Here is a 14,063-nt window from a genome sequence, read left to right on the forward strand (position 1 = left end):
TGTGCTTTTTATACCTATTATAAAGAGCACATTAAAACCCCTCTCTTATTCAATAAAATTTAATGTGATACTATGGATAGGCATTGCATAAATATTGCAACCTCTGGTTTAAGCTTAAAAGTTTCGGATGAATTAAAAACTTTAATCAGAAATTTAATATCTAATCAGTATGATATTAATTGGGTTAATATTTCTAATATTCATATTGATCTATTATTAATTAACGAAAACTTTTTTGATTCAGATAATATTCAAAATATTCTTCAAAAGAAAAAATGTCCTTATTTAAAAATTAGTAAAACTCCCTCAAAAAATGGATATCAAGTTGATGAACACACCCTGCATCTGCCACTAGAAAAAGTAGAGTCTTTACTTAACTGGATAGAAATAAACTTATTATCGTATTTGAACAAAAAAAATACTGCTGTAGTTTCAGATTTATCAAATGAGCTACTGTTGATTGATGATAAGTTTATAAGGAATTTACACAGTCCAGAAAATGCCAGACTACATATTTTTGATGATAAAGGTACTCTAGCCATTATTGATAATAGAACTCAAATTGCTTGGTTAGAGCCATCACGCCAACATACGCAAACTAATCAAAGCTTTGATTTTACTTTTGCTAATACTTCAGACTTCACTAAGGTTTCGCGTAAAAAAGATTATTATTTACAGGACTGGTTATGGAATCTGATTTGGAATTCAAACAATTTTGAAAATCTAGCCTCGAAGGATAGCTATTTTAAAATTGATCATTGGCCACAGCCCTATCAAAAAGAATATAGAAAAGTGAGCCTACAACTCTCTGCATGCTTTATACAGGGAGCAAAAATTACTGATGTGGCTAACCAGCTTAACTTATCAATTGATGATGTCTTACGCTTCGTTACAGCTTGCTTAATGGCAAATAATGGAAAATTTGTTTCTGCAAGCAAATGCACTTACACACCAAATTCGTACTTAAAGAATTCAAATACAGAGAATCATTTTTTAAAAAATTTTATAGGGAAAATTAGACGGCGATTTGGTCTTTAAGGGAAGTTATGATTATACAGCAATATAAAATTGTCTTTGCAGGTAGCATGGGGGCAGGAAAAACAGAAGCGATTAAATCACTATCTGAAATTCCAATTCTAGAAACAGAAGCATTCAATACAGATGTTCAAAGCCATCATAAAACCCAGACCACAGTAGGCATTGATTATGGTGAAATTACTTTAGATGATGGAATCAAAATCGGACTCTATGGAACTCCAGGACAAAGCCGTTTTGATTTTATATGGTCGGTCATTTGTGAAGGTGCAATCGGTGTTATTTTATTATTAGATCATAATAGCTCTAATCCAATTGCCGAGTTAGAAAGCTATTTAGAAACCTTTAAAAATTATAACGACAATATTGCGATTGGTATTACTCATGTTGACGAAAATAAAAAGTCATCACTTCAACAATATCGTCATTGGATAAAAGCAAATGCACTGCCATACCCTCTTTTTTTTATTGATGCACGTGAGCAAGAACAAATTTTAATGATGGTTGAATCATTAATTGCATCACTTGAAGTCAAGGTAGGCTTAACATCTCAAGGGAATGATCATGCTTAGTATCCCAACTCAAAAGCGAACCGCTCCAACACAGTTACTACAACTTGCAAAAGCCGAAGCTCATAATATTTTGATGAATACGCGTGGTGTAGATTTTGTCATGATTTGCTCTTCTGATGGTTTTGAATTAGCAACAGTGAGCCACAAGAACCACCATAACACTACTAAGCTAGCAGCCGTAAGTAGCTCAATTTTGGCAATGGTCACTGCATTTTTAAAAGAGATTCAACTCACGGGCTGTAACAACATTACTTTAGATGCAGATAATGGCAAGGCCATTTTAACTGCTATTCCTGCTGTCCATCACCCAATGGTCATGGTTACGCTAAGTAATAAAGAAGTCCTTTTAGGTCAACTACTATATAGCCTAAAAAAAGCAAGTCAGACAATTGCAGAGGCCGATGGAGAATAAATCAGGACTCCTGATTTAAAGTAAAATACCACTCATATAGAGCGGTATTTTTTACTAGATTTGAATAGTAAATAACATCTGCCGTTTTTTTACTTGCTGCCCTTGCTGACCTAAAACATCTTCAACTACCCCATCCACATCCGATTTAATCTGCTGTTGGATTTTCATGGCTTCAAGCACTAATAAAGTTTGGCCTTTTATGACTTGATCACCTTTATTGACCAAGATATTCACTACAGCGCCATCCATTGGCGCACGAATTTTGCCATCACCAGCCACATCAGCTATTTCGGGGGCAGCATAAGTTACGTTGCGAATTGCGACATTGCCATTATCTCGATCTAAATAAAGTTGATCACCATCCAGTACATATTGCACACGGCGACGTACACCATCAATTAAATAAACTAATTGCTCTATCGTTCTTTCAAGCACTTCAATACAAATAGTTTGATCGCAGAGCTGTACCGTAAACGTATTATTTAGCGATGAAAGCTGCAATTGAACTTGCTGATCATCATATTTAAGCTTTAATGGTAATGGCACACCTAGACCAGTTTGCCACACTGCAGTACCTGTACTTTGGCTAAATAATGCCGCAGCAATTGCTAAGGTTTCTAAAGATAGAACCTGCTTATGTAGACTGCTGTCGTTTTGAAAATGCTGTTGAATGAATGCAGTATTAGTATCCCCTGCAACCACGATTGGATGTCGCAGTAAATTGACCAAAAACTGCTTATTACTATTTACACCTAGCAACACACAGTCATCAACTGCACGCGCCAGTAAGCGAATCGCATCCTCACGGGTTTTCCCATATGCAATCACCTTCGCCACCATCGGGTCATAAAATGGGCTAACCTCATCAGTTGCCAACATGCCATGATCTATTCGTACATTTGGCAAAGTTGCGGGCTTCCAACGTAAGACTTGACCTGTTTGTGGCAAGAAATCTTGGCGCGGGTCTTCTGCATACAAACGCACTTCAATTGCATGACCATTTAAGGTCAATTCATGCTGTTGCAAAGGCAATTGTTCACCATTCGCAACACGTAACTGCCATTCAACCAAGTCTAATCCAGTAATAAGTTCAGTAACTGGATGCTCAACCTGCAAGCGTGTATTCATTTCTAAGAAATAAAATGCACCCGATGTATCAAGTAAAAACTCAACAGTTCCCGCACCTATGTAAGCACATGCTTTAGCCGCAGCTACAGCAGCCTCACCCATTTGCTGACGCAGTTCAGGCGTCATCACTGGACATGGCGCCTCTTCAACAACCTTTTGGTGACGGCGTTGGATCGAACAATCACGCTCAAATAAATACACATAATTGCCGTGAGTATCACCAAAAACCTGAATTTCGACATGGCGTGGCGCAATCACTGCTTTTTCTAAAATGAGCTCGCCAGAACCAAATGCATTTTCAGCTTCGGAACGTGCGGTTTGCAATGCCTCAACCAATTCGGATGCTTGCTGTACCAAACGCATGCCACGGCCACCACCACCCGCGGAAGCTTTGACCATAATTGGAAAGCCAATCTGTTCTGCTTGTGTTGCCAAATATTCGAGATCCTGTCGGTCACCTTCATAGCCCGGTATACAAGGGACGCCCGCCTCAATCATGGCAATTTTTGAAAGTCGTTTACTTCCCATTAACTCAATTGCTGAAGCGGTGGGCCCAATAAACGTAATCTGGTTATCGATACACGCCTGAGCAAAATCAGTATTTTCTGACAAAAAACCATAACCCGGATGCACAGCATCTGCCCCAGTTTTTTTGCAAGCATCTATTATTTTGCCAATTGAAAGATAAGACTCAGATACTTTTGAAGCACCAATATAAACAGCTTCATCGGCCTCTTGCACATGGCGAGCATTACGGTCTGCATCCGAATAAACTGCGACAGTTTGATAGCCCATTGCCTTAGCAGTTTGCATGACTCGAACTGCAATTTCACCACGATTGGCAATCAGTACTTTTGAAAATTTCATTATTTTTATCCTTATCTCTTATGATTCATCGGCCCAATTCGGTAACCGTTTCTGGATAAAAGCCATCGTTCCTTCTTGTCCTTCAGCTCCACCAACCGCTTGAGCAAACTGCTGTGCTGCATCATTAAGCAATTCATTTAAAGGCTCATTGAGCGTTCGATGTAACAGTGCTTTAGTCACACGTGAAGCTTGAGGAGCTGCTCGTTTAATGTATTGAATGGTTTCCTGTAAAGCTTGTTCAAGTTCGATTTCATTATGTGCAATCTGATGAACCACTCCGGCACTAAGTGCTGTATGCCCTTCAAAACGCATGCCGAGCAAAGCAAGTCGACGCGCGTGTGTCAGACCAACGCGTTTCACCACAAAAGGAGCAATTTGCGCAGGAATCACCCCAAGCCCTGTTTCAGGCAAACCGAACTGAGCATTGTCACGGCTAATGGCAACATCGGAAACACAAGCCAGACCAAAACCACCACCTAACACTGCACCTTCTAAAATCACCACAACAGTCTGCGGCGCAGCTTCGACTTGCTCAAGCATGGCGCCAAAACGGCGGTTAAAGTCCACATAAGGTTGTAAGCTACCAACATTGGTTGCTTCAACACGCAAAGCCGCCATGTCTTTAATGTCACCACCTGCACAAAAAGACCCGCCTTCACCACGGATAATCACTGCACGAATTGAAAGGTCATCACGAATGGCAGCAAAAACTTGCTTAATTGCATTAACCATATTCAGGTTCATGGCATTGCGGCTCTCTGGTCGGTTTAACCAGAGATATAAAATACTGTCGTCTTGTTCTAATTGAATGCTGTCATCGATATCTATAGCTTGTAAAGATGTCGAAATTGTCATGGTGTATTCCTTATTTTTATTTGTGCTTTTTAGGCAGAATATCCATCAACTTACAGATAATCCCCAACATAATTTCATCTGCCCCACCCCCAATAGACCCTAGGCGGCCATCACGATACAACTGTGAGGCAGGGTTATCCCACATAAAGCCGTTACCACCCCAATATTGCAGACAACTATCGGCAACTTCACGAGTTAAACGTCCAGCTTTGAGTTTTGCCATAGATGCCAGCTTGGTCACATCTTCACCTGCAATATGCTGTTCACACGCTTGGTAAGTTAATGCTTTAAGTGCTTCAACTTCGGTCATGAGTTCAGCAAAACGAAAATGGATATATTGGTTATTAATGAGGGGTTGACCAAAAGTAGTACGCTCTTTGGTATAGTCGATGGTCTTCTGGATTAAATTTTCCAACCCACCAATGGCATTGGCACAAGCCCATAGGCGCTCTTCTTGAAATTGCATCATTTGCATCATGAAGCCCATGCCTTCAACACCCACCAAGTTACGCTGTGGTACACGTACATTGTCTAAATAAACCTGTGCTGTGGTCGTTGAACGCATCCCTAATTTATTAAGTGGCTCTGAAAAACTAATCCCTTTGGTTTTTGCAGGTACGATAATCATCGACTTATTAACGTGTGGTTTATCATCAGACGTGTTGGCTAAAAGACAGAAGAAGTCGGCCTGCAATGAGTTGGTAATCCACATTTTGCTGCCGTTAATAACATAGTCATCGCCATCTTTTTTAGCAGTTGTTTTAATAGCAGCAACATCCGAACCAGCATGTACTTCTGATACTGCAATCGATGCAACATATTCCCCTGCAATCGCTGGTGTTAAAAACTCATCACGTAATTCTTTACTACCAAAACGTGCCAAAGCAGGTGTTGCCATATCGGTTTGTACACCAATAGCTAAAGGCACCCCGCCACAAGCCGCATAGCCAATTTCTTCTGCAACCACGAGGTTATACGAATAATCTAACGCTAAACCGCCATTTTCTTCTGGCTTGCAGATTCCTAATAAACCAAGATCCCCCATCTTCTTAAATACTTCATGGATTGGGAAACGTCCCGCGGCCTCCCATTCTGGAATATGTGGATTCAGCTCATTTTGAACAAATTGACGAGCTGTACGGCGCAATGCTTCATGTTCAGCAGTAAATTTCATGGTTTTATTCCTATTAATTTTTTTAATTGCGGTAAAGGTTAATTAAAAACGAGATACACCAAAACGAGTTGGATTCAACTCTCTTTGCTGTGCTTCATAAATAGTTTGTAAAAGGAAAATCAGTAATTTTCGAGTATCTCGCGGATCGATAATACCGTCGTCATGTAGCATGGCCGTATTGAAAAGTGCGGTAGATTGTTGTTCCAATTTCATCGCAATGCTTTGCTCAAGAAAATCGAGCATTTGCGGATTCGGCTCCTGCCCTGAAGCTTTTTGCTTTCCTTCAGCAACAATGCGTAGTACCTTTCCAGCCTGTGCAGAACCCATTACAGCAACATGCGAATTCGGCCAAGCAAAAATAAAATCTGGCGATAAACTCCGACCGCACATCGCGTAGTTACCAGCACCATATGCCCCTGCCACAACGATTGAAATTTTGGGTACAGTACAATTGGCAACCGCTTGAATCAGTTTTGAACCATGCTTGATAATGCCGTTTTGCTCGGCATCGGTTCCCACCATAAAACCTGTGGTGTTATGCAAGAACAATAACGGACGCTTAGTCTGTTCACACAGGTGAATAAACTGGGCTGCCTTCGCTGCCCCTTGAGGTGTAATCGGGCCATTATTGGTAATCACACCAATATGCAAACCACCAATTTTTGCCCAGCCACACACCGTTAAATCATCATATTCCTGTTTAAATTCCAGAAAATCTGAATCATCAATAATTCGCGCAACCACTTCTTTCATATTCAGTGGTTGTTTCGGGTCGTTTGGAATCACACCCAACAGTTCATCGACATCATAACGAGGTTCTTTATAAGTTACATCAACTGGTTTGATTTGCTCTTTCCAGTTCAGATGTTCAAAAATTTCACGTGCAAGTCGAATACCATCAGCATCATTTTCAGCCAAATATTCTGCGGTTCCAGCAACCTGCGCATGCATTTCTGCCCCGCCCAACTCTTCAGCTGTTGCCACTTCGCCAGTGGCAGCCAAGAGTAAAGGGGGACCTGCAAGAAGCATCTCGGTTTGCTTGCGTACAGCAATCACATAATCGGAAAGACCGGGCTGATAAGCACCACCTGCCGTTGCATTACCATGCACCACTGCAAGTTGGGGAATACCTGCCGCTGAAAGACGTGCCTGATTGGCAAATGTCATACCGCCATAAGTAAATACTTCAGCAGCATAATTTAAGTTGGCACCTCCACTTTCGTTCAGCGTAATCAGAGGGAGTTTTTGTTCCAAAGCAATTTTTTGCAAGCGCAAGGTTTTCTGTACACCCATGGGTGACATGGTCCCACCTTTAATTGCACTATTACTTGCTGAGACCAGACAACGCACCCCACTGACAAACCCAAGGCCAGCAATTCCCCCGCCTCCAGCTTCTGAACCATCTTTATCATCATGCATGTTGTAGCCGACCAAGCCACACAGCTCAACGAAAGGTGAATCAGCATCAAGTAATAATCGTACACGCTCATGCGGCAGAATCTTGCCCTTTTTATCGAATTTCGGTTTAGCAGCATACGATTTATCAATGCTTTTTTGCTGAATTGCACGGACTTCACTCAGTTGAGTAAGCAATGCCTCTTTATTCTTTTGATACTGTTCACTACCAACAGCAATTTCGGATTGGAGAATAGTCACTGTTACTCCTCCTCAGCCTCAGTCTTTTTCTGAAAAATTTCAGGAATAAACGCGCGATGGAAACCATTATAAGACTGACTATTTGTCGCATCAGCTAGTGGATACATTCGTGTTCCTTGCGATGCAGCGCCATCAATACGCAAAGTTACACCTGACACAAAAGCCGCAGCATCTGACAGTAAATAACAAATCGCCGATGAAACTTCTGATTCAGTTCCCATACGTTTTAACGGAACATTTCCAGCAAGGCTTGGAATAATCACTTTGGCAAAATCACCGCTATAATTATCCATACCGGATGACACAATCCACCCCGGTGCAACCGCATTTACACGAACACCTGACTTCCCCCACTCAACCGATGCTGTTTTAGTTAAGTTATCAACCCCTGAACGCGCAGCACCAGAATGTCCCATCCCTGGCATGCCGCCCCACATATCAGCTGTCATGTTGACGATACTGCCACCATGTTTAGCCATCCATTGGTTATAAGCTTCACGCATTAAATAGAAAGTTGCATGCAAGTTATTACGCACCACTGCATCGAAACCATTCGCTGAAATATTCTCTAAAGCTGAGGGGAACTGGCCACCAGCATTATTTACCAAGCCATCTAATTTGCAGAATTTCTCAATCACTTCGGCAATCATATTTTTCACTTGTTCTTCTTCACGGTTATCACAAACAATGAAATGAACTAAGCCCCCATCTTCTATAATTTCTTGGCTTACTTTCTCTAATTTTTCAATTTTGCGTCCTGTAATCACGACTTGAGCGCCGAGGGCTGCAAGCTCATGTGCAGTACAGCGTCCAATTCCTGAGCCACCACCTGTCACAATAATGACTTTATTGGCGAAAGCATCTGGTCTAAATATTGATTGATAACTCATCTTTGTTTCATCCATTCATTTTATTTTTCTAAAAGATGTGCCGGAACTTTAACAGGCATATCCAATAGTTGCTGTGCAAATGCTTTGCCTTGTGGATCGATACGTAAACTTGCAACACCACCGCCACCCAAGGCATTTTCCAACATAAAATTCAGTGCATTCAAACCCGGTAACTCATAACGGATTACTCGCCCTTTCTCAGCATCCAAGACATGTTGCATATAGCTTGCAACAGCCTCTTCCGTCAGTGCTGCACGGATCCATGGCAAATAGTCTGCTTTACGTGCAATCACACCGATGTTGCTATGATTGCCTTTATCACCACTGCGGGCATGCGCAATTTCAATCAAAGGAACTTCAATTTCATCTCCTTGATAAATTGCATTTTCACCTGCCTTTAAAGTAGGCAATTGCTCTGTAGAAACTCCTTGTGGAATCTCAACTGGGTAGCGTTTTCCTTCAAAATCGATTTCGACACTTACTTGATTTTTATCTATTAAAAATGAAAATAGTTTAATCACTGGCGATGCTTTTGGACGCCCTCCCACAATCCCAGCCAAAGCCGGAGCCATACCTGTTGAAGCCTGAGCAATTTCAGATGCAAAGAACATACATGCTTCTTTGAACATGTGTTTTACAGCTATTTTGACCACAACTTCACGACTATTTAATGTTTGGGCATGTTCGCCATAGGTACTTTCAATACCTAAAATTTCAACAGACTTTTCACTAAGTGGCGGCACTGAGCGCATTGCTAAAACACGTTCGCACTTAGCCAAAATCGCATCGGCAATGACTTGTGCTTTTTGTGGAGCTTCGCGACCTGCAATTAAAAAACTCACTAAAACCCGATATCCATCTGGATAGGTCGCACTGACTTTATATTGCGCAGTCGGTGCTTGACCTTTTGCGCCCGTCACACGAACCCGGTGCTCGCCGACTTGCTCTAAATGCACGTGGCTGAAATCAGCAATTACATCGGGTAATAAATATGCTTGTGGGCTACTAATTTCATAAACAATTTGTTCAGCAACCGTGGCGGTAGAAACCAGACCACCTGTCCCTTGTGGTTTGGTCACAACAAATGAGCCATCTTCACTCACTTCAACCACTGGAAAGCCCATGTTGTCGAAGCCCTGTACCAATTGCCAATCGGTAAAATTACCACCCGTACATTGGGCTCCACATTCAATCACATGACCTGCCAACGAACCTTGCGCCAATTTGTCATAGTCATCTAAAGACCACTGATATTCATGAAGTAAGGGTGCAAGTACCACAGCAGAGTCAACCACACGACCCGTAATCACAATATCTGCGCCTAAGTCTAAAGCATTGCGAATAGGGACCGCGCCTAAATAAGCATTACTGCTCGCCACCTGTTCTGGCAAAGCTTCCCCACTAAACATTTCCTGAATATTCTGTGATTTTAGCTGCTCATGTTTTGGCAAAAGATCATCACCTAACACCACGGCAACTTTCAGGTCTAGACCATATTCTTTAATTATTTTTTGCAAGGCATCTCGACATGCCAATGGGTTAACACCACCAGCATTACTAATCACCTTAATCTTTTTCTCTGCAATTTTTTTAAGTAGAGGCGCCATGACACGACTGACAAAATCTAAAGCATAGCCATGTTTCGGCTCTACCATTTTCGCTTTGGCCATAATCGACATGGTGATTTCTGACAAGTAATCAAAAACCAAATAATTAATATCGGTTAGATGTACCAATTGAAAAGCAGCAGTATTGGTATCTCCCCAAAAACCTGAGGCACACCCTATTTTTACGACACGCTCATCATCCTGTTGATTACTTGCCATCTTGTTTCTCATTATTTTGTTTAAAAATTACACTCAACATTACCAAGCAAGCGCTTGGTTTGTAAAGAGCAAAATGTTATTGTGAAATTGACTAAAACTGCCAAACTCGACAACTAGCCTAAAACATGGTGAGATTTAGCAAAATTTTTTCCGTAAATATTTTTATATAAAGGATCCAGCTTTCGTATGATTGCGACTTCAATTGAACAGATTCCAAATATCTCTTGTTTTGATGACAGCCCACGTGGTCGTTTATTACATGGGGCTGCCTATCTATTTCACAAACAAGGCTATGACAAAACCACTGTACGCGAACTTGCTCAATTTATTGGGATTCAATCAGGGAGCTTATTTCATCACTTCAAGAGTAAAGATGACATCCTCGCTCACGTAATGGAGCAAACTATCATTTACAATCTTGCTCGTTTAGAAGAGGCAGCAGCTCAATCTACCGATCCAGAACACCAATTACGAGCTCTTATTAAAGCAGAACTCATTTCAATTACTGGAGATACTGGTGCAGCCATGGCTGTTTTAGTTTATGAGTGGTTTGCGCTGTCAAAAGAAAAACAAGATTATCTTTTAGAAATGCGTAATGAATATGAACAAATCTGGTTAGATGTCATTGAAAAGTTACGCACTCAAAGCAAGATAAAACATGATGCCTTTATTTGGCGAAGATTAGTTGGTGGTGCGATTTCATGGACTGTCACTTGGTATAAATCTGAAGGTAAAGTCAAAATTGATGAGTTAACTGAAATGGTGTGGGAGATGGCTTTGAAATAAAAAAGGTGGCTCAATGACCACCTTTGCAGAATCAATAACCAAGCTGCTTACTAATCAAATCTTTCATAATTTCTTCAGCACCACCACCAATCATATTAACCTTCACTTCACGGTAAATACGTTCAGATTTAGTTCCACGCATAAAGCCCATACCACCTAATGTTTGCACAGCTGCATCAGCACAAAATTGCATTGTGCGAGTCGCAACATTTTTCAGCATCGAGATTTGAGCGACTAACTCAGGCCCTTGTAGTTTTGGCTGAGTCATTTTCCATGCAGTTTCTTCAAGTAATGCCCGTGTTGAGGTTAATTGCGTTGCCATATCTACCAATTTATGACGAACGACTTGATGGTCTATTAATCTCTTACCAAAAGTTTTCCGTTGCTGGGCCCAATCTAGAGCTTCTTCATAGCAAACTAATGCATAGCCATAAGCCACTACACCCAAGAAAAAACGCTCCATATTAAAGTTATTCATAATAACTTTAAAACCAGCATTTTCTTTACCGAGCAGATTTGCTGCAGGCACTCGCATTTGATCAAAATGTAAATGCGCCGTATCAGAAGCCCACCATCCCATTTTCTTTAAAGGTGTTTTAGTAATTCCCTCACTGTGCGCATCAACGAGCAACATTGAAATGCCTTCAGCACCTGTTTTGGCTGGATCTGTACGCACTGCAACAGTATAGTAATCTGCACGAATTCCAGATGTGATAAATGTTTTCTCACCCGAGACAACATAATAGTCACCATCACGAACAGCTTTAGTTTGTAATGCAGCCACATCAGAACCACCGCCTGGTTCTGTAATCGCTAATGCTGAAATCTTTTCTCCTGAAATAATCCTTGGTAAAACTTTTGACTTTAGTTCTTCACTTCCAAAATGCTGAATCGGTGGTGCTCCAATTGTATGTACCATGAGTGAAATATGTACTCCACCCGAACCAGCTTTTGCCATTTCTACACCAGCCAGTAATGAATAAAATGGATCTGCATCAGGAATACCGCCATATTCCTCAGAAAAACCTAAACCTAATAGACCAATTTCAGCAGCCTTCTTATATAGCTCTCTTGGGAATGTCTCAGCCTCATCCCATTCATTAACGAAAGGAGCCATTTCTTTTTGTACAAATCGACGAACATTATCAGCAAAAGCAATATGTTGTTCATTATAGTAAATTGGGTTTGGTTGCATTTCTACAGATGTCCTGATGTTTTTATTTAATTCCAGAACATATCTTGTCATGTTTGCCATCAATCAAAAGTTGCAAGAATCTCCATTTTCTTGGCATAAAACATCAAAGCCTCTTCTTTTTATTCAAATATAATGCAATGCCTATACTCTTAAGCAACAACGAAAACCACGGGCAGCATAGTAAGACTGCACTCCATTATGATAAATAAAGACACGACCATATCGACGATCAGCAAAAAGTGCTCCATCTAATTTACGAATCTCATTTGGGGTTTTGAGCCAACTTGATGTTTTAAGATCAAACTCTTCAATTTCTTGTAATTGGTAATATTGCTCTTCTGTTAAAAGCTCAACTCCCATTTCATTAGCAAGGTCTATTGCACTGCTTTTAGGAGGATGATCTTTTCTAGATTCTAAAGCCTCACGATCATAGCAAAGGCTTCTACGGCCTTTTGGGGTTTCAGAAGAACAATCTACAAATAAATACTGGTCTTTCTGCTGGTCAAAAACAATAACATCAGGCTCTCCTCCTGTATTTTCCATTTCCTGCAATGACCAAAGCTTATCAGGAACCTTAATTAGTTTATTTTGCACATCCGACCACTTTATTTCTGTATGACGATGTGTATTTTTTTCAAATCTATTCTTTAATAATTCAAGGAGTAACTCTATTTGCTTTTGAGTTAGCTGTTTTTTATCTACCATTAAATAAGTCCTTATATTTATTAAATTAAACGGCCACCAAAATAATTTATTCTATTTAATATCAATATCTTATATACATAACACATTAATTGCAGAGATATAACTAAATCCAATATCCCTACATCAGGTTCCATAATTAAGATAAGCAATAATCTTTTACTATATATTTAATTCCAAAAGTGTCCACAACGCTTACATCTATTACCATTTTTAAAAGAAAATAAAGGTAGACCGAAAAACATAAACGCTAAAAAGGCAGATTTTTTTCCTTTAGTATTAACTTCTATATCCAAACTTCCACACTCAGGGCAACATCCTTTACTCTCCCCAAACTTTTGTTCAAGCTCATCACTAAAGTCTTTTTCAAGAAATGACTTCGCTTCATCAACATAGTTTTCTGGAACTAATAAACGAACCCCACCTAAAGCATTAGAATAAAACCAATCCATATTAATTGTATGCTCATTTTCAATATAAACAGGAATTTCAAATGCTTCTAGTTGAGTCTTTGCAATTTGTGCCTCATAAGGAAATGAGAAAGTTTTAATTACGATCCATTGCATATTAAATTTCTAATTAGGTAAATAATTTTAGAGTAGCTTTATTTCTTTATAATTTGAATAAGTTTTAATGTTTAAAGATTGAGGATACAAATTCCACGCAATAAAGAAACACCCCCACTCTTGCGAACGGGGGTGTTTGAATAATGAGCTGGCGATGACTTACTCTCACATGGGTAACCCCACACTACCATCAGCGCTAAGAGGTTTCACTTCTGAGTTCGGGAAGGGATCAGGTGGTTCACTCTTGCTATGGTCGCCAGCACAACTGGTATGGATACTTGCTTCGTTTTATTCACTGTGTGATACGTTGCGTTTTCCAAATCTTTACAGATGGGCTGATTGGTCTGATTTTTCGTTGTTCATTTTAGCTAAGTGTTTAACTAAATCAAGTTGCTTTGC

The 14,063-nt window shown here is 40.2% G+C and carries 13 protein-coding genes and 1 rRNA gene; 4 read left to right on the top strand and 10 right to left on the bottom strand.

Translation table 11 applies throughout. The features are described 5' to 3' along the window. Positions 1–72: 72 nt before the first annotated feature. The 3 genes from J690_RS22795 to J690_RS22805 are packed head-to-tail and all read left to right on the top strand — an operon-like array spanning position 73 to position 2,019. The gene (locus J690_RS22795) at positions 73–1,038 is read left to right on the top strand and encodes a hypothetical protein (protein ID WP_032038626.1); all 966 of its coding nucleotides are present in this window, start codon (positions 73–75) and stop codon (positions 1,036–1,038) included. 8 nt (positions 1,039–1,046) lie between these two features. Continuing rightward, a complete protein-coding gene (locus J690_RS22800; RefSeq protein ID WP_032038628.1) occupies positions 1,047–1,607 on the top strand; it encodes a GTP-binding protein in 561 nt (186 codons plus the stop codon). Further along, positions 1,600–2,019 (top strand): roadblock/LC7 domain-containing protein, encoded by a 420-nt coding sequence (locus J690_RS22805; protein WP_002117819.1) that lies wholly within the window; start codon positions 1,600–1,602, stop codon positions 2,017–2,019. Before J690_RS22800 ends, J690_RS22805 begins: the two co-directional genes overlap by 8 nt. Before the next feature lie 54 nt (positions 2,020–2,073). Here J690_RS22805 and J690_RS22810 read toward each other — a convergent pair whose 3' ends face one another. From J690_RS22810 to J690_RS22835, 6 genes are read right to left on the bottom strand one after another with little or no spacing between them, the layout of a single operon-like run. After that, complete coding sequence (locus J690_RS22810; protein WP_032038630.1) at positions 2,074–4,014, bottom strand: acetyl/propionyl/methylcrotonyl-CoA carboxylase subunit alpha; 1,941 nt, start codon at positions 4,012–4,014, stop codon at positions 2,074–2,076. A gap of 18 nt (positions 4,015–4,032) precedes the next feature. Then, complete coding sequence (locus J690_RS22815) at positions 4,033–4,869, bottom strand: enoyl-CoA hydratase/isomerase family protein (protein ID WP_032038632.1); 837 nt, start codon at positions 4,867–4,869, stop codon at positions 4,033–4,035. Between the two features lie 16 nt (positions 4,870–4,885). Beyond that, positions 4,886–6,043, bottom strand: coding sequence for an acyl-CoA dehydrogenase family protein (locus J690_RS22820; protein ID WP_032038635.1), 1,158 nt, complete (start codon positions 6,041–6,043; stop codon positions 4,886–4,888). 42 nt (positions 6,044–6,085) lie between these two features. Further along, positions 6,086–7,699: an acyl-CoA carboxylase subunit beta gene (locus J690_RS22825; RefSeq protein WP_032038636.1), complete on the bottom strand. Its 1,614-nt coding sequence runs from the start codon at positions 7,697–7,699 to the stop codon at positions 6,086–6,088. Between the two features lie 2 nt (positions 7,700–7,701). Beyond that, positions 7,702–8,589 (bottom strand): SDR family oxidoreductase, encoded by an 888-nt coding sequence (locus J690_RS22830; protein WP_032038639.1) that lies wholly within the window; start codon positions 8,587–8,589, stop codon positions 7,702–7,704. A gap of 20 nt (positions 8,590–8,609) precedes the next feature. Next, positions 8,610–10,415, bottom strand: coding sequence for an acyclic terpene utilization AtuA family protein (locus tag J690_RS22835; protein WP_032038641.1), 1,806 nt, complete (start codon positions 10,413–10,415; stop codon positions 8,610–8,612). A 186-nt stretch (positions 10,416–10,601) separates the two neighbouring features. Here J690_RS22835 and J690_RS22840 point away from each other — a divergent pair, with 186 nt between their 5' ends. Then, a complete protein-coding gene (locus tag J690_RS22840) occupies positions 10,602–11,201 on the top strand; it encodes a TetR/AcrR family transcriptional regulator (protein WP_032038643.1) in 600 nt (199 codons plus the stop codon). A gap of 31 nt (positions 11,202–11,232) precedes the next feature. Here the strand turns inward: J690_RS22840 and J690_RS22845 are convergent, their stop codons facing one another. The 4 genes from J690_RS22845 to rrf form a co-directional block, all read right to left on the bottom strand. After that, entirely contained in the window at positions 11,233–12,396 is a 1,164-nt protein-coding gene (locus J690_RS22845) for an acyl-CoA dehydrogenase family protein (protein ID WP_032038646.1), read from the bottom strand. A 141-nt stretch (positions 12,397–12,537) separates the two neighbouring features. Continuing rightward, positions 12,538–13,101: a DUF4256 domain-containing protein gene (locus tag J690_RS22850; RefSeq protein ID WP_032038649.1), complete on the bottom strand. Its 564-nt coding sequence runs from the start codon at positions 13,099–13,101 to the stop codon at positions 12,538–12,540. 167 nt (positions 13,102–13,268) lie between these two features. Continuing rightward, positions 13,269–13,664, bottom strand: coding sequence for a putative signal transducing protein (locus tag J690_RS22855; RefSeq protein WP_032038651.1), 396 nt, complete (start codon positions 13,662–13,664; stop codon positions 13,269–13,271). 146 nt (positions 13,665–13,810) lie between these two features. After that, positions 13,811–13,925: ribosomal RNA gene (gene rrf, locus J690_RS22860) — 5S ribosomal RNA — on the bottom strand. Positions 13,926–14,063: the final 138 nt, after the last annotated feature.

The organism is Acinetobacter sp. 742879, assembly GCF_000588535.1.
In the GTDB taxonomy this organism is placed as follows: domain Bacteria; phylum Pseudomonadota; class Gammaproteobacteria; order Pseudomonadales; family Moraxellaceae; genus Acinetobacter; species Acinetobacter pittii.

Coding starts and splice junctions, on each gene's coding strand:
- J690_RS22795 (WP_032038626.1), top strand. CDS start 73: ATGGATAGGCATTGCATAAATATTGCAACCTCTGGTTTAAGCTTAAAA.
- J690_RS22800 (WP_032038628.1), top strand. CDS start 1,047: ATGATTATACAGCAATATAAAATTGTCTTTGCAGGTAGCATGGGGGCA.
- J690_RS22805 (WP_002117819.1), top strand. CDS start 1,600: ATGCTTAGTATCCCAACTCAAAAGCGAACCGCTCCAACACAGTTACTA.
- J690_RS22810 (WP_032038630.1), bottom strand. CDS start 4,014: ATGAAATTTTCAAAAGTACTGATTGCCAATCGTGGTGAAATTGCAGTT.
- J690_RS22815 (WP_032038632.1), bottom strand. CDS start 4,869: ATGACAATTTCGACATCTTTACAAGCTATAGATATCGATGACAGCATT.
- J690_RS22820 (WP_032038635.1), bottom strand. CDS start 6,043: ATGAAATTTACTGCTGAACATGAAGCATTGCGCCGTACAGCTCGTCAA.
- J690_RS22830 (WP_032038639.1), bottom strand. CDS start 8,589: ATGAGTTATCAATCAATATTTAGACCAGATGCTTTCGCCAATAAAGTC.
- J690_RS22835 (WP_032038641.1), bottom strand. CDS start 10,415: ATGGCAAGTAATCAACAGGATGATGAGCGTGTCGTAAAAATAGGGTGT.
- J690_RS22840 (WP_032038643.1), top strand. CDS start 10,602: ATGATTGCGACTTCAATTGAACAGATTCCAAATATCTCTTGTTTTGAT.
- J690_RS22845 (WP_032038646.1), bottom strand. CDS start 12,396: ATGCAACCAAACCCAATTTACTATAATGAACAACATATTGCTTTTGCT.
- J690_RS22850 (WP_032038649.1), bottom strand. CDS start 13,101: ATGGTAGATAAAAAACAGCTAACTCAAAAGCAAATAGAGTTACTCCTT.
- J690_RS22855 (WP_032038651.1), bottom strand. CDS start 13,664: ATGCAATGGATCGTAATTAAAACTTTCTCATTTCCTTATGAGGCACAA.